Raw genomic sequence first — 16152 nt, forward strand, 5'->3', positions numbered from 1 at the left:
GAGAGAGCTTTCCATGATTTATCCATACAAAGGAAAATACCCAAAAATATCCTCTTCAGCATTTATTGCTGATTACGTTACAATAACAGGAGACGTTACCATCGGAGATGAATCTGGCATTTGGTTTAATACATCCATTCGTGGTGATGTGGCTCCAACCATTATAGGTAACAAAGTAAATATACAAGATAATTGTGTTCTGCATCAGAGCCCAAATAATCCTCTTATTATTGAGGATGAAGTATCTGTGGGACATCAAGTTATTCTACACAGTTCGATTATCCGCTCACGGGCTTTAATTGGAATGGGTTCAATCATTCTTGATGGTGCAGAGATTGGCGAAGGTGCTTTTATTGGAGCTGGAAGCCTTGTACCCCAAGGGAAAAAGATTCCACCCAATACGCTTGCATTCGGAAGACCTGCAAAAGTAATTCGCGAACTCAATGCTGAAGATATCGCTGATATGCAACGTATTTCAAGAGAATACGCTGAGAAGGCGCAGTACTATAAATCTCTTCAAAATAATCGCTAAACCTTCTCTATATTATAAACCGATAAGACCTAATACAATCAAGATTTTAAGGTGATCCTATGTCCAACCTGCTTTTAATCATTTTACCTCTTCTTTTCCTATTATTCTTTTTCCTTTTTAAAAAAAGGCTAAGAAGTGTAATGATATTTTTATTAGCACTATGTTTCATCACAGGCTTTTTTATCGTTGATACAAAACTCGCAAATAAAACCACTAACCTTCTAAGACATTGGATAAAGGATCCTGTTATGAAATCCACTTATTTGGTAGAGGACATAACTGAATTACCCATTATCAAGATACAAGATCATGTTTTATTAAATATAGCTACCGTTAGTCAATATCCTGAATTGCCTCGTGGCTGTGAAGTGACTAGCCTTGCAATGCTATTGCAAAGTGCAGACATTAACGTTGATAAAATGACCTTAGCTAAAGAAATAACAAAAGATCGAACACCTTATAAAGTAGAAAATGGGAAAACCTATTTTGGCCATCCTAATGAAGGCTTCGTTGGAAGTATGTATACTTTTCAAGAGCCTGGTTTGGGAGTATACCATGAACCTATCCGTCAGCTTGCCGAAAAGTATCTTCCTGGGAGAATAAAGGATTTTACAGGCAGTGATTTTAAAGAAATAAAAATTCATCTTTCTGATCACCGACCAGTTTGGGTTATTACCAACACCCGATATCAAAAGTTATCGAATGACTCCTTTATTACCTGGCAAACACCAAAAGGAGAGGTCAGAGTGACCTACAGGGAACACTCGGTTCTTTTAACAGGCTTTGACAAAAACTTTATCTATTTTAATGATCCTTTAACTGGAGAAAAAAATAAAAAAGCACCCATTAAAGATTTCGAGGAATCTTGGGTGCAAATGGGAAGACAAGCGATTACTTATCTTCCACAATAGTTCTTACATGGGTTGTAGAACAGTATCTCCAACCAAAGCCGTTTCAAAATCATAAACTTTTTCCACATACACCTGATGCCAAACCATAAACATGAGCACAGTCCAAATTTTGCGGCTATTGTCCGCTTTGTTTTGGCAATGATCTTCTAGCAGCTTTAATAGATAGGCCTTATTGATTAAATGATCCGTATTACTTTCACGGATTATTTTTTTTGCCCAATCATTCATTTCATCCTTTAACCAATGGCGAATGGGTACAGGGAATCCAAGTTTTTTACGATTTAGAACATGATCAGGAACAATGCCTTCAGCCGCTTTTCTTAAGATATATTTAGTTGTTCCATTTGCTGTTTTTAAACTGGTTGGAATTTTAGAAGCAACATCAAAAACAACCTTATCTAAGAAAGGAACACGAAGCTCTAAGGAATGAGCCATCGTCATTTTATCTGCTTTTAAGAGAATGTCTCCACGCATCCAAGTGTGAATATCAATAAACTGCATGCGGTCAACTGGATCATAGCCTTTGCTTTCAGCATATAGAGGCTTTGTAATATCTGTATAGTTTAACCCTTCTTGATAGCCCTTCAAAAGATGGCGTTTTTCCTCTTCTGTAAACATTTTGGCATTTCCAATATAGCGCTCTTCCATTGGTGTTACACCACGTTCAATAAAGCTTTTACCTTTCGTTCCTTCCGGTAAAACATTTGCGATTCCTTTAAGAACAGCTTTACCAACACGAGGAATTTTATTGAATACTTCTAGTGATTGCGGCTCACGGTAAATATTATATCCACCAAATAATTCATCCGCACCTTCCCCAGAAAGAACGACGGTTACATGCTTTCTAGCTTCACGTGCTACAAAATAAAGTGGTACACAAGCTGGATCTGCAAGTGGATCATCCATATGCCACATAATTTTAGGAATTTCATTCATATATTCCTGCGGTGATATGATATAACTAATATTTTCTACACCTAACTTTTCAGCTGTTTCCTTGGCCACATCAATTTCACTAAACCCATTATGATCAAAACCAACTGAAAAGGTTTTTATAGCTGGATGGAATTCCTTTGCTATCGATGCAATGATCGATGAATCAATTCCACCAGATAAAAACGATCCTACTGGCACATCACTGCGCATATGCATCTTGACACTATCAAAAAGAACATCTTTTATTTCCTTCACAAAGTCAGATTCTGATTTTTGTACAGGGTGGAAGGAAGCTCTCCAATAGCGCTTTACTTCCATTTTCGAACCGATTTTTTTCGTAAAATAATGCCCTGGCTCTAATTTTTGTATTCCAGCAGTCATGCTATAAGGTTCTGGAACAAATTGATAGGTCAAATAATACTGTAAAGCATCTCTATTGAGTTCTGTGTTTTCTAAAGCTAATAAAATACTTTTCTTTTCTGAACCAAACAAAGTACGCTCTGCATCCTGATAGAAAAATAAAGGTTTAATTCCAAAGGAGTCACGTGCTCCAAAGAGTGTTTGTTCTTCCTTATCCCAGATAAGGATTGCAAACATACCTCTTAGCTTTTCAACCGCTTTCTCTTTTAAACGGCTGTAAAGAGCAATGATTACCTCTGTGTCAGAATGAGTAGCAAAGGTTAAGCCTTCCTTAACCAGTTCTTCTCTTAATTCCACGTAATTATAAATCTCACCATTAAAAAGAATCCAATAGCGTTCATTTTCATACGTTAACGGCTGATGACCGCTTTCAATATCAATGATACTTAAACGGCGAAAACCAAATTGAATATATTCATCTAAATAATAGCCATCATCATCTGGACCACGATGGGTAATGACATTATTCATATTTTTAAACAGTTGTTTATCTTCATCACGAAATTGTTGTGCTTGATCATGGACACAACCAATAAATCCACACATTATGTAGTCACCTACTCCGTTTCTCTCTTTGAAAATTTACCAAGATAGTCTTAAAAAATATCCTCTCTAATACTACCACTGTTTTTTAAAAAATGGCACTGAAAAAGCGGAAAACTTAGCGGTTCAATAGTCCTAATTTTACGAAACAGGAAGAAAAAGGGATACTTTAATTTCCAGCTATTCGTTTTATTCCCTTAATTAGAGGTTTTATTCCTTCACACTTTATAAGACGAAAAATAAAAACGGGAGTTACATAAAATGTAACTCCCTGGTTTTAAAGAAGAATAATACAATGTTTTCTTCTATGAAGAATGCTTTCATTTTCTAGAATAGAAATTAACGATTAGCTGCTTGTGTTTTTAAAGCTTCAGCTTTATCTGTTCTTTCCCATGGTAAATCAACATCTGTACGTCCAAAGTGTCCGTAAGCAGCTGTTTGCTTATAGATAGGACGACGAAGGTCTAGCATTTTAATAATGCCTGCTGGGCGCAGGTCAAAGTTTTCACGAACAAGTTCAACTAATACATCTTCTCCAACAGTACCTGTACCAAATGTATCAACAGAAATGGAAACTGGATGTGCTACACCAATTGCGTATGCTAATTGAACTTCCACTTTTTCAGCTAAACCAGCAGCAACTAGGTTTTTTGCAACATAACGTGCAGCGTACGCAGCAGAACGGTCAACCTTTGTAGGATCCTTACCAGAGAATGCGCCACCGCCGTGACGAGCATAACCGCCATAAGTATCTACAATGATTTTACGTCCTGTTAAACCAGCATCACCTTGAGGTCCACCGATAACAAAGCGTCCAGTTGGGTTGATGAAATATTTTGTATTTTCGTCGATTAATTCTTGAGGAACAACCGGATTGATAACATGTTCTTTTAAATTGCGTTGAATTTGCTCAAGACTAATTTCTGGATGGTGCTGAGTTGAAATAACGATTGTATCGATACGAACCGGCTTATCGTTTTCATCATATTCAACTGTTACTTGAGTTTTACCATCTGGACGTAAGTATGGAAGAATCTCTTCTTTACGAACGTAAGTTAAACGACGAGCAAGTTTGTGAGCTAATGAAATTGGAAGAGGCATAAGCTCTTTTGTTTCATTACATGCAAAACCAAACATTAAACCTTGGTCCCCTGCACCGATGGCATCAAGTTCTTCTTCAGACATTTGTCCTTCACGAGCTTCAAGAGCTTGGTCAACACCCATTGCGATATCAGCTGATTGCTCATCGATAGAAGTTAAAACAGCACAAGTCTCAGAGTCAAAGCCATATTTCGCACGGTTGTAACCTATGTCTTTTATGGTTTGGCGAACGATCTTTGGAATATCTACATATGTAGAAGTTGTAATTTCACCTGCTACTAAAACTAAACCAGTTGTAACAGAAGTTTCTGCTGCTACACGAGCATTTGCATCTTTTGCTAGAATAGCGTCTAAAATGGAATCAGAAATTTGGTCACAGATTTTATCAGGATGACCTTCAGTTACTGATTCAGAAGTGAACAAACGACGTTTTGTTGACATCCGAATTCCTCCTATATTAAACCTCATTATGATACGGTACTCATTCCCTTATAGTATGAATAAAACATTGAGTTTTTATGATGTACAGATTAAAATGTATACTCACAATTAAACTCTTTTGCTATTTCTAAAAGGTCACTTCATAAAACAAATAAAAAAACCTTCCCATGTTTTTGAGGAAAGGTTATTAGTTCGCTGTCGCGCCTTTCACTCTTATCGTTCAAGGTCGATACCTTGCGCAGGTTTAGCACCTTTTCCAAAAATAAAGATCAGTAAGATCCTTTATTAAATTGGGTAGGTTGCTGGGTTTCATAGGGCCTGTCCCTCCACCAGCTCGGGATAAGAGAGTATCCGTTCAAGGTAAAATCATAACTCACCATGTCGAATGATGTCAATGCTTTTTTTGATTATTTTTCATATAAATGAATGATATGGAAAAATGATAGGAAAATGTAAAATTTTTTACCTAATTTATCCGAATAGTATAGACTAATTAGTTAAATGTGTTATACTATTTAACAAGATATCATGATTTAAAAAATGATGATTATTCAGAATTAATTCCAAGGAAAAAGGGAAAAGGAAGGTATTCATAAAATGAATTCAGTTGGCGTTCGCAATGAATTAAACCAATTATTACAGAGCGAAAATATCCAAGTCCAGTTATCTGTTCCACAACTAGTAGAAAAAGTTCTTACTCGAAACGAAGGTTTATTAACTTCAACAGGAGCGGTTAGAGCCACTACAGGGAAGTATACAGGTCGCTCTCCTAAAGATAAATATATAGTTGATGAAGCCTCAGTTAAAGAAAAAATCAGTTGGGGTTCTGTCAATCAACCAATATCTGAAGATGCATTTTCTAGACTATATACAAAAGTAATCCATTATTTGCAGGATAAAGATGAAGTCTATGTCTTTAAAGGTTTTGCTGGTGCAGATAAAAAATATCGTCTACCAATCCAAGTTATTAATGAGTACGCTTGGCATAATCTCTTTGCTCATCAATTATTTATTCGACCGAATGAGGAAGAACTATTAGAACATTCTTCAGAATTCACTGTTATATCTGCTCCGAACTTTAAAGCCGACCCTGCAGTGGATGGCACAATTTCAGAGACATTTATTATTATATCCTTTGAGAAGCGAATTGTCCTCATCGGTGGTACAGAATATGCAGGTGAAATGAAAAAATCCATTTTCTCTGTTATGAATTACTTGTTGCCTGAACAAGATATTTTCCCAATGCATTGCTCAGCCAATGTAGGACGTGAAGGTGATGTAGCTCTATTCTTTGGATTATCCGGTACTGGTAAAACTACATTATCTGCAGATCCAAACCGCCGTTTAATCGGTGATGATGAACACGGATGGTCAGCAAATGGTGTCTTTAATATTGAAGGTGGCTGTTACGCTAAATGTATTAACCTTTCTCGCGAAAAGGAACCACAAATTTTTGATGCTATCCGATTCGGCACTGTACTTGAAAATGTGGTATTAAATAATGAAACACGTTTAGCAGATTATGATGATAACTCCTTAACAGAAAATACACGTGCTGCATATCCGTTACAAGCTATTGATAATATTGTCGATCCGAGCGTTGCGGGACATCCAAACACGATTGTATTTTTAACTGCAGATGCATTTGGAGTATTGCCTCCAATTTCAAAATTAACAAAAGAACAAGCAATGTATCATTTCTTAAGTGGTTATACATCCAAATTAGCAGGAACAGAGCGTGGAGTTACTTCTCCAGAAGCTACTTTCTCAACATGTTTCGGTTCACCATTCTTACCATTACCTGCTACAACTTATGCAGAAATGCTTGGTAAAAAGATTACCGAACATAATTCTCAAGTCTTCTTAGTCAACACAGGCTGGACTGGAGGAGAATACGGTGTTGGAAATCGTATGAAATTAGCTTATACACGTGCTATGATTCAAGCTGCATTAGAAGGCGAATTAACCAATGTGGAAACGGTTCAAGACTCCATCTTTGGATTGAATATTCCTTTACACATTCCTGGTGTTCCGGATGAGGTTCTTCAGCCTAATAAAACTTGGGCAGACCAGGCAGCTTATGAAATGAAAGCAAAAGAACTTGCGGCAAAATTCCGTGAAAACTTTAAGAAGTTCTCAAATGTTCCAGCCGAAATAGAAGAAAATGGCGGACCAATTGCATAAATTGATGAGATCGGGCTTTGTGGCCCGGTCTTTTTTATTTGATTTAAATATTAAAAAATTAAAAACTTATGATGGACATTTCCGCGCTTTCCTTCTTGTGTTTTGTCCTTCATCACCTTTATGACGGACATTTCCGCACTTTCCTTCTTTGGTTTTGTCCTTCATCCCCCTTATGATGGACACTTCCACGCTTTCCCTCTTGTGTTTTGTCCTTCATCACCTTTATGATGGACACTTTCACGCTTTCCTTCTTGTGTTTTGTCCTTCATCACTTTTATGATGGACATTTTTGCGCTTTCCCTCTTGTGTTTTGTCCTTCATCACTTTTATGACTTCTATAAAGAAAAACCGGGCTCCAATGGAACCCGATTTAATTCGTTGAATTTAACGAAACTAGTTCGTATGTAATTTTGGTTTGTTTATTTTCCCATTCTACTCTTCTTATCACACATATTCCGCTCGAATCACTTTCTAAAGTTTTACGAATGTCTAACGGAATATCAATTGGGTAAAGACGGTAGTCCTCTTTTACTAATTCAAATAAATTTTCAGCTATTCTGTTTTCTCGTCCTTTTGTTACCACAAGTGTATTTAACTCTAAAGGCATACCCATTTCCATCTCTCCTTACCTATTCTTCTTTTATTTTATCATTACTGACTATGTTTTTTCATCCATTGTGCTAAGCCGGCGACAACTTTTCGGTTTATAGCTGGTGGGAAGTAATGGGTAAACTCTTCGAAGTACCAGCTCTCCACAGGCTTATTATGGTCCTGTAGAGCCTTCTCTAATTGATAGGAATGTTCTACAGATACATTGTGATCTTTAACCCCATGAATAATCAGCACAGGTGGCTGTAACTTTTCTATTTGAAATAAAGGGGTTCTCCATTCATATCGTTCTGGATATTTATTTGGAGTGCCACCAATCACTCTTTTCATCATTCTTCTAAGATCAAGTCGTTCCTCGTAGGTTAGGAACATATCCGTTACACCGCCCCAACTAACAACAGAAGCAGCTTCTGGAAATTGAATAGCAGTCAACAATGCCATCACGCCTCCACGAGAAAATCCAAAAATATGCACGTTCTTTACCTTTGGATGTGAAGCTAAAAGGGTAAAAGCTGAAAATGCATCCTCTCGGTCATCACCAGCGAAATCCTCATGCCCTTCCCCTCCTTGATTTCCACGATAAAAGGGAGCAAAGACAATAAATCCTTCAGAGGCGAACTGCGCAATTCGAGCAGGACGTACTTTGCCCACATTTTTTATTCCACCACGTAAATAAAGAAAACCATCTAATACTTCATCTGTTTTTGGCTCTGCTAAAAGTCCCTTCACTTTTAAACCGTCAGATAGAAAAGTAACTATGGAAAGTTCAATATTTGGATTTGGAGATGGAAACCTTTGCTGTTCTATTATTCCCTCCATTTTTCGATACATAAAAATAACTTCCTTCCAAAATATCATCTAGGCATTCACACATTTTTTAATTGTTCATAGGATAAACGTAGATAGGTAAATCGCCCATTTGTTCAAGAATAGCTGATTTAACCGTAACATTTTTTTAAACGTTAGGAGGAATTTGGTATGAAAAAAAGTTGGTTCAAAATAGGCTTTACATCGCTCATTATTTTCATTGTCATGTTTTCCTTAACCGCTTGCGGAAAAGACAAAGTTCAAAAAGTAAAAGTAGCCGAAGTAACCCATTCTATTTTTTATGCTCCCCAATATGTTGCCCTGGAAAAAGGATTTTTTAAAGATGAAGGTCTTGATGTAGAAGTGACCACTGTACCAGGTGGCGATAAAACGATGACTGCCCTTCTTTCTGGTGGTGTGGATGTTGCCCTTGTGGGTTCAGAAACCTCCATTTATGTATATGCCCAGGATGCCAAGGATAAAGTCATTAACTTTGCCCAACTGACCCAAACGGATGGTACCTTCCTTGTTTCAAGAGAGAAAATAGATAACTTTTCTTGGGACCAATTAAAAGGAAGCACCTTCCTTGGGCAGCGAAAAGGCGGTATGCCGCAAATGGTTGGTGAATTTGTTTTGAAAAATCATGGTATTGACCCACACAATGATTTAGAACTGATTCAAAATGTTGATTATGCCAATATTGCTCCAGCCTTTGCATCTGGAACAGGCGACTATGTCCAATTATTCGAACCAACTGCCAGTCTTTTCGAAAGTGAAGGAAAAGGACACATTGTGGCTTCATTTGGTAAAGATTCCGGTCATGTTCCTTATACCACATTTATGACTAAAGAAAGCACTATGAAAGAAAATGCCGAGATGGTTGAGAAGTTTACTAGAGCTATTTATAAAGCGCAGCAATGGGTAGAATCACATTCTCCACAAGAAGTGGCAAAAGTAATCAAACCTCAATTTCCAGATACGGATGAAGAATTGATTGCAACGGTTGTTGAACGTTATAAAGGCCAAGGGTCTTATGCTACTGATCCAATTTTAGATGAAGAAGAATGGAATAACCTACAGGATATTATGGACGAAGCCGGAGAACTTCCAAAACATATCGATTATAAGACTCTTGTTAATACCAAAATTGCAAACAGTGTTATGAAATAGTATTTAAAAAGACAGGGAGGCCGCCAAATGAGCTTTTTAGAGATTAATCATGTACATCACACTTATTTTACTAAAACATCGGCTACAACGGCCCTCTCCGATGTTTCTATACAAATTGAGGAGGGAGAATTCATCTCCTTCCTCGGCCCTAGCGGCTGTGGTAAAACAACCTTATTATCCATAATTGCTGGTCTTCTATCCCCGACACAGGGAAAAGTCTATCTCGAATCCAAACCGATAGATACATCGAATGACCATATTGGATACATGCTGCAACAAGATTATCTTTTTCCGTGGAAAACGATTGAAGATAATATTTTGTTAGGACTAAAGCTATCTAATCAATTAACCAATGAAACCAAACAATATGCATTGGATTTGCTCGGTAAAATGGGGTTAAAAGGAGTAGAAAAGCAGTATCCAAAGCAGCTTTCAGGCGGTATGAGACAAAGGGTAGCATTAGTTCGTACTCTAGCAACTGAACCCAAAATATTAATGCTTGATGAACCATTTTCAGCATTAGATTATCAAACAAAGCTTAAACTAGAAGATTTGGTATCAAATACACTGAAAGCATTCGGAAAAACAGCGATTCTGGTCACACACGATATTGGTGAATCCATTGCCATGAGTGATAAAGTCTATCTATTTGCGGCAAACCCCGGCAGAGTGCATAAAATGTTTACGATCCCGGACGAGTTACGTCAATTAACCCCTTTTGAGGCTCGAAGTCATGAGCTATATACGACTATATTTCAAAAGATATGGAAGGAGTTGGAGTCTCTTGAATGAAAATAATCAAACTACTCTCCTTCATCAGCAATATATAAAATCCTTACAACGCGAAAAAAAATGGGTGCGTTTCTACCAAATCCTCATCTTTATTTTGTTTTTTGCAGTATGGGAAATAGCCAGTCAAAGGACATGGATTGACCCATTAATTTTTAGTTCTCCTTCAAAAGTGTTTGGATTACTGATAACCAAAATTCAAGATGGCACTTTACTCACCAACACAGGAATCACTCTAATGGAAACCGTATTTGGATTTATTCTAGGAACTTTTTTAGGCACCTTACTAGCTACTATCCTTTGGTGGTCACCATTTCTATCAAAGGTATTAGATCCATACCTAGTCATACTGAATTCCATGCCTAAAGTCGCATTAGGTCCTATTTTAATCGTTGCCTTAAGTCCTGGCTTAACATCCGTGATTGCCATGGGAGCTATCATCTCCATCATCATCACAACAATCGTCATTTACACTTCGTTCCGAGAAGTCGATCCAAACTATCTAAAAGTTTTGCAAACCTTTGGAGCAACGCGAAGCCAATGCTTTAAAGAAGCAATTTTGCCTGCAAGTTTTCCAACCATCATTTCTACCTTAAAAGTAAATGTTGGATTGTCATGGGTGGGTGTCATTGTCGGTGAATTTCTCGTCGCGTCCAAAGGATTAGGGTACATGATTATCTATGGTTTTCAAGTTTTTAACTTTACATTAGTGCTTCTCTCATTATTAGTCATTGCCTTTTTCGCAACCCTGATGTACCAGCTTGTTGATTTTATTGAAAAGAAATTAATCAAAAATAACTAACTGAAAATGTAATCTGGGGTGCATTCTTAGAATGCACCCTTATCTATTTTTTCTAAGCAAATTTCTACTACCGAATCCTTCATGATAAAACTAAAGTCATCTTGAAATCTTATTTGCCGTAACTGCTCTTTATCCACCAGGACAGGTCCATTGGTCTCCATGTACTGATTTGTTATTTCTAAATGGTCCACCATACCTAAATAAACTTTTTTACTGAATGGCCCCTTTGAATCAAAAACTTTATACGTGCCTAATTCTCTTAACTGTTTTAAAATGGCACCCGTTTCTTCCCAGACTTCTCGCTTGGCCGCTTCCTCTAAAGACTCACCTTGCTCCACTTTTCCTCCAGGAAACTCAAAACCTCTGCTTTTATGATTGGTTAATAGCCAGTTATCTTTAAATTTACATATGATTAAAACATGTTTTATTTCACTAGAAAATGGTTCATTAACGTCAAAAAATTGAACATTATGACCAAAAAAATCGAGAAATTCCTTCATCCTTCTAACCCCTTGATTTAACTTTATCTTTCTAAAAGTTTTTTCACATCAATTATTGTTTAGCGTATAACTGGTCCGTTGATTTCCGCTCCAGTCACTTGCTTTCCACGGGGAGGGATGGGAGCCTCCTCGGCGCAAGCGCCTGTGGGGTCTCCCACTTCCCTCTTTTTCCCGTAGGAGTCAAGTGCCCTCCGCTACAATCAACTCAGACTGTCAAAACTAAATTAACTAAAAAGCAACAAACTTTACGAAAGAAGCCTTTCTAAAAGAATATTGTTTTTAAATTTAATTTTTTATCAAACAGTTGACTGGAACGGAAGGTGCGAGACTCCTGCGGGAGCAGCGGGACAGGTGAGACCAAGTAAAATGATCCACATGATGAGGGATCATTTGTACCCCACAGGCGCAGTAGCGCCGAGGAGGCTCACCGCCCGCCCCGCGGAAAGCGAGCAACCTGGAGTGAAAGTCAACACTAATCTAATAGCAACAATGTCTACAGAATCATTCTTTTCTAAATTATACACAAAAAAAACAAAACCTATGGAAAATAAATATCCATAGGTTCTATTCTAAAATTCCTATACTCTCTATATGTTTTTTCGCCTCTTCGTCTCCAAGCTCATAAAGCATTCCATAAACTTCTTTCATTGTTTTGTCATATGCATCATTTTCACGATCATAATGGTATTGAACAAAAGGAACATGGGCCCGGAAAAAGTTCTGCCATTCTGTTGAATAATTTTGGTCGAAATATTCTCGTAATTTTATGATTTCTTCATCCGTTGCTTCAATTTTATAATTCCAGGTGGAGCTAGTTGCACTTTGAGATATTTCTCCCGTCGCAACTTCAATATAATAAGTCTTTTTGTTATCCATTTTTCACATCTTCCTTTTCGTTTAATACATTTCCATTCTCTAAAATACGATTTTTTTCGACAATAGAAGTCGAGATTTTTCCTCTTTTATTTTTGATTTAATACTATTATTCGTTTCCCACAATGGTATATAATTTATGCAAGTTTTAAATTATATCGTTATTCTGAAATTAAACTTCCCTAAAAGGAATAATTTCCTTTTTATAGGGTATTGAATAAATAAGATTATATTTTTTAGAGGGGAGTGGAAACAAATGAAATTAGTAGATGAACTGTATGAACTATATCGTGACAAATTAACTGGTGACGAAGAAGATATTGATATGTTAGCGTTTGCCTTTTTAGAGGAAATGGAATATGAAGATTTATTACATATCATTCAAGAAATGGATAAACAGGAAGTATATAATCTTATGGGCGTATATTTAATTGAAAGTTTAAAAGGTAAATTTGCTCAAGAAGAATATGGTCAACGGAGAGCTCCAATCTACCCGCAAAGGAATATTCATTAGATTTTTTCATGTAATCCTTATCATACATATCTATAATAGGCTAATCCGATAAAGGAAAGCCTATTTTTTATGATTTCCTCGCTCATTTTATACCAAAATATGCTACTATATAAATGGTTAGGGGGAGAAAAAATTGTTGACGATATTTATTATTGTTGCCGTTATTATTGTTTTGGTTGTTCTTGTATTAGCTGTCGGTACCACTTCAAAAGCATATGACTTTAAACATACGATTGACCCGAATCCATTGGAACCTGATACAAATGATGAAGTAAATTTGAACAAGCAAAAGGACTCATAAAAATAACATTCTATGAGTCCTTTTGCTATTGCTATTTAGGCAAATACTTGTTTTAAATCTTCTTTACTTTGCTCTAACCAAAAACGCATCAAACGTTTTGCCCCTTCAAGATCATGTAATTTAGCTTGACCACATTGAGTTTCATTAGCAGCTGGTATCTCCACTGTTTCAAGTGCATCAGTCATCGTATCATGAAGTAGGTCAATAATTTCCTCGACAGAAGGCTCTCCACTAACAACTAAATAATAGCCCGTTTGACATCCCATAGGAGAAATATCAATAATATCGAAATGATCATATTTTTCACAATGTTTTCTAAGGGTAAACGCTAATAAGTGTTCTAATGTATGAATCACATCAGGCTTCATTGCCTGTTTATTTGGTTGGCAAAAACGAATATCAAATTTATTTACAACGCCATCGCTGCCTACTTTATGAACACCGCAGTGTCTTACGTACGGAGCTTTAACGGCATTATGATCTAATTCAAAGCTTTCTACTGAAGGCATGTTGTTCACTCCTCTATCCCTTGATTTTTCTATTATACATTAAATCCCGAGTTAATTCATCAGTTTACACTGAATTTATTTTTTTGGAACATTTATAAAAATTATGATAATGTTCAATCATATAAAGGAATGAACATTATCCCAAAAAAACTGCTAAAAGAAGCTGATAATATGATAAAAAAAGTATTTATAGGTTTGATACGATTTTACCAAGTTGTTATATCACCGTTAAAACCGCCATCATGTCGATTTTATCCTACATGCTCTCATTACGGATTAGAAGCGGTCACTCGTTTTGGTCCTTTTAAGGGTGGTTGGTTGACAATTAAACGAATATTAAAATGCCATCCCCTTCATCCTGGTGGAATTGATCCAGTCCCTGATGAGTGGCGGCATCAAAAAAACAATAAAAATTAATCGTTATATCCATTAATGACTAAATCGAGTTTTCCGGTTTTAGGGTCTATTACTAAGCCGTGAACAGGAATATCCTTTGGCATTAATGGATGTTTTTTTACAATATCCACACTGTGAGCCACACTATCTTTCACAGAAGTAAATCCTTCTAACCATTCGAAAACATTAATGCCTGAATAAGAAAGAGTTTCAAATGTTTCTTGTGCAATACCTTTTGATTTCATCTTTTCTAAAAGTGGGTCTGCCTTCATTCCACTCATTCCGCAATCGTAGTGGCCAATGATCATGACTTCTTCAGCCTGTAATTCATAAACAGCAACTAGGATGCTTCGCATAATACTTCCAAAAGGATGCATGATTAAAGCACCCGCATTTTTAACTAGTTTAATATCTCCATTGGATGCATTGATCGCTTTCGGCAGGAGCTCCAGCAAACGAGTATCCATACATGTTAAAATTACCATTTTCTTATTAGGAAACTTGGTAGTTTCATATTCCTCATAGCGTTTCTCTTCAACAAATTTTTCATTGTATGCTAACATATTGTCTAATAATCTTGTTTTTTCCATATAATCACCTAACTTTCTAAAAAGTTCTTTCAAAAGTTCTCTTTTCCCTCTACAAAATATTCCCTTGCCATATCGAAAAAATTTATGTATGATACTATAGGGAAATCGGAATGATTCCGTATTAACACTATTTTATTTAAAAATTATTAATACTATTTTATTTAAAAATTGATAAAAGTACAAATAATAATAACTACTATTTTTTTGTGCTCTAAATCGGAATAAATACGATTTAAGTTTCATATAGGGGGAATACACATGAGAAAAGCACTTATATTTTCGTTTTTTCTACTCCTCGTTAGTTCTTTCGTAACTGGTTGTGCACCAAGTGAGAAAGACATCAATAAGGATTCTGGGAAATTAACCGTTTATACAACGGTATATCCACTTAAATATTTTACGGAAAGAATTGCTGGTGACCTGGTTACCGTTGATACGATCTACCCAGCTGGTGCTGATGAGCATACCTTTGAACCTTCCCAGAGAGATATGATGACATTAGCTGATTCGGATTTATTTATATATATCGGTCTTGGACTTGAAGGATTTGTAGAGAAAGCTAAAACAACTTTAAAAAATGAAGATGTTACATTAGTCGCTGCGGGTGAAAAATTAAATCCTGCAGATTTAACCGCCAGTCATGATGAAGAAGAACATGAGCATGGTGATATAGACCCTCATGTCTGGCTAGATCCTGTTTATGCGAATGAACTTGCCTTAGCCATTAAAGATGCGCTAGTAGAAAAACTTCCAGACAAAAAAGAAACATTTGAAACGAATTATCAAAAACTCTCAAAAGAACTAGCTCAATTAGATTCATCTTTTCAAACAACCATTTCTAATTCAAAACAAAAAGATATCATTGTTTCCCATTCGGCTTTTGGATATTGGGAAAAGCGTTATGGCTTACATCAGATTAGTATTACAGGTTTATCTACAGCATCAGAGCCTTCTCAAAAGGATTTAGAGGAGATTGTGAAAATAGCTGATGAGAAAAACCTCCACTACATTTTCTTTGAACAAAATGTAAGTTCAAAGTTAGGAAAAATATTACAAAACGAAATTGGTGCAAAACCTTTAACACTCCATAACCTTGCGACGCTTACAGAAGAAAATCTTCAAAATAAGGAAACGTATTTTACTTTAATGAATCAAAATTTGCAGGTACTTTCAAAAGCATTAAATGAATAATTTGTGAACACCTTCTCTATTTTAGGGGAGGTG

Annotated in this window: 18 protein-coding genes and 1 riboswitch; of the genes, 10 read left to right on the forward strand and 8 right to left on the reverse strand. The window is 36.3% G+C overall.

Annotated features, from left to right (window positions below; genetic code table 11):
* The first annotated feature begins 13 nt into the window (after positions 1-13).
* Both ACSBPO_RS17650 and ACSBPO_RS17655 read left to right on the forward strand, forming a co-directional pair.
* On the forward strand, positions 14-532 hold the full coding sequence (locus ACSBPO_RS17650) for a gamma carbonic anhydrase (RefSeq protein ID WP_442595613.1): 519 nt from the start codon (positions 14-16) through the stop codon (positions 530-532).
* Between the two features lie 59 nt (positions 533-591).
* Positions 592-1443, forward strand: coding sequence for a C39 family peptidase (locus ACSBPO_RS17655; protein ID WP_442595615.1), 852 nt, complete (start codon positions 592-594; stop codon positions 1441-1443).
* A 3-nt stretch (positions 1444-1446) separates the two neighbouring features.
* On the opposite strand, the gene asnB is transcribed toward ACSBPO_RS17655, so the two are convergent.
* Complete coding sequence (gene asnB, locus ACSBPO_RS17660) at positions 1447-3345, reverse strand: asparagine synthase (glutamine-hydrolyzing) (RefSeq protein ID WP_442595617.1); 1899 nt, start codon at positions 3343-3345, stop codon at positions 1447-1449.
* Between the two features lie 336 nt (positions 3346-3681).
* Complete coding sequence (metK, locus tag ACSBPO_RS17665; protein ID WP_442595619.1) at positions 3682-4884, reverse strand: methionine adenosyltransferase; 1203 nt, start codon at positions 4882-4884, stop codon at positions 3682-3684.
* 210 nt (positions 4885-5094) lie between these two features.
* Positions 5095-5230: riboswitch (SAM riboswitch) on the reverse strand.
* 251 nt (positions 5231-5481) lie between these two features.
* On the opposite strand from metK, the gene pckA reads away from it, so the two are divergent.
* Positions 5482-7068 (forward strand): phosphoenolpyruvate carboxykinase (ATP), encoded by a 1587-nt coding sequence (pckA, locus tag ACSBPO_RS17670; protein ID WP_442595620.1) that lies wholly within the window; start codon positions 5482-5484, stop codon positions 7066-7068.
* 370 nt (positions 7069-7438) lie between these two features.
* On the opposite strand, the gene ACSBPO_RS17675 is transcribed toward pckA, so the two are convergent.
* Both ACSBPO_RS17675 and ACSBPO_RS17680 read right to left on the reverse strand, forming a co-directional pair.
* Positions 7439-7681 carry a DUF2584 domain-containing protein gene (locus ACSBPO_RS17675; RefSeq protein ID WP_442595622.1) on the reverse strand — a complete coding sequence of 81 codons (243 nt, stop codon included), beginning with the start codon at positions 7679-7681 and terminating at the stop codon, positions 7439-7441.
* 38 nt (positions 7682-7719) lie between these two features.
* Positions 7720-8508 carry an alpha/beta hydrolase family protein gene (locus ACSBPO_RS17680; RefSeq protein ID WP_442595624.1) on the reverse strand — a complete coding sequence of 263 codons (789 nt, stop codon included), beginning with the start codon at positions 8506-8508 and terminating at the stop codon, positions 7720-7722.
* Positions 8509-8709: 201 nt separating this feature from the next.
* Between ACSBPO_RS17680 and ACSBPO_RS17685 the strand changes: the two genes are divergently transcribed.
* The 3 genes from ACSBPO_RS17685 to ACSBPO_RS17695 are packed head-to-tail and all read left to right on the forward strand — an operon-like array spanning position 8710 to position 11245.
* On the forward strand, positions 8710-9654 hold the full coding sequence (locus ACSBPO_RS17685) for an ABC transporter substrate-binding protein (protein WP_442600401.1): 945 nt from the start codon (positions 8710-8712) through the stop codon (positions 9652-9654).
* A gap of 27 nt (positions 9655-9681) precedes the next feature.
* The gene (locus tag ACSBPO_RS17690) at positions 9682-10446 is read left to right on the forward strand and encodes an ABC transporter ATP-binding protein (RefSeq protein ID WP_442595626.1); all 765 of its coding nucleotides are present in this window, start codon (positions 9682-9684) and stop codon (positions 10444-10446) included.
* On the forward strand, positions 10439-11245 hold the full coding sequence (locus ACSBPO_RS17695) for an ABC transporter permease (protein WP_442595628.1): 807 nt from the start codon (positions 10439-10441) through the stop codon (positions 11243-11245). Before ACSBPO_RS17690 ends, ACSBPO_RS17695 begins: the two co-directional genes overlap by 8 nt.
* Before the next feature lie 26 nt (positions 11246-11271).
* Here the strand turns inward: ACSBPO_RS17695 and ytkD are convergent, their stop codons facing one another.
* Positions 11272-11745, reverse strand: a complete 474-nt coding sequence (gene ytkD, locus ACSBPO_RS17700) for an RNA deprotection pyrophosphohydrolase (protein ID WP_442595630.1) — start codon at positions 11743-11745, stop codon at positions 11272-11274.
* A 564-nt stretch (positions 11746-12309) separates the two neighbouring features.
* Positions 12310-12621 carry a hydrolase gene (locus ACSBPO_RS17705; RefSeq protein ID WP_442595633.1) on the reverse strand — a complete coding sequence of 104 codons (312 nt, stop codon included), beginning with the start codon at positions 12619-12621 and terminating at the stop codon, positions 12310-12312.
* Positions 12622-12874: 253 nt separating this feature from the next.
* Here ACSBPO_RS17705 and ACSBPO_RS17710 point away from each other — a divergent pair, with 253 nt between their 5' ends.
* Both ACSBPO_RS17710 and ytzI read left to right on the forward strand, forming a co-directional pair.
* Entirely contained in the window at positions 12875-13132 is a 258-nt protein-coding gene (locus ACSBPO_RS17710; protein ID WP_442595635.1) for a DUF6154 family protein, read from the forward strand.
* A gap of 133 nt (positions 13133-13265) precedes the next feature.
* The gene (gene ytzI, locus ACSBPO_RS17715) at positions 13266-13433 is read left to right on the forward strand and encodes a YtzI protein (RefSeq protein WP_442595637.1); all 168 of its coding nucleotides are present in this window, start codon (positions 13266-13268) and stop codon (positions 13431-13433) included.
* Between the two features lie 35 nt (positions 13434-13468).
* Here the strand turns inward: ytzI and ACSBPO_RS17720 are convergent, their stop codons facing one another.
* Positions 13469-13942 (reverse strand): S-ribosylhomocysteine lyase, encoded by a 474-nt coding sequence (locus ACSBPO_RS17720; protein ID WP_442595639.1) that lies wholly within the window; start codon positions 13940-13942, stop codon positions 13469-13471.
* Between the two features lie 171 nt (positions 13943-14113).
* On the opposite strand from ACSBPO_RS17720, the gene yidD reads away from it, so the two are divergent.
* Positions 14114-14359, forward strand: a complete 246-nt coding sequence (yidD, locus tag ACSBPO_RS17725) for a membrane protein insertion efficiency factor YidD (RefSeq protein ID WP_442595641.1) — start codon at positions 14114-14116, stop codon at positions 14357-14359.
* On the opposite strand, the gene ACSBPO_RS17730 is transcribed toward yidD, so the two are convergent.
* A complete protein-coding gene (locus tag ACSBPO_RS17730) occupies positions 14356-14928 on the reverse strand; it encodes a beta-class carbonic anhydrase (protein WP_442595642.1) in 573 nt (190 codons plus the stop codon). The genes yidD and ACSBPO_RS17730 overlap by 4 nt on opposite strands.
* 258 nt (positions 14929-15186) lie before the next feature.
* Between ACSBPO_RS17730 and ACSBPO_RS17735 the strand changes: the two genes are divergently transcribed.
* Positions 15187-16119 carry a metal ABC transporter substrate-binding protein gene (locus ACSBPO_RS17735; protein WP_442595644.1) on the forward strand — a complete coding sequence of 311 codons (933 nt, stop codon included), beginning with the start codon at positions 15187-15189 and terminating at the stop codon, positions 16117-16119.
* Positions 16120-16152: the final 33 nt, after the last annotated feature.

This window comes from Neobacillus sp. D3-1R, from assembly GCF_052180215.1.
In the GTDB taxonomy this organism is placed as follows: Bacteria; Bacillota; Bacilli; order Bacillales; family Cytobacillaceae; genus Pseudoneobacillus.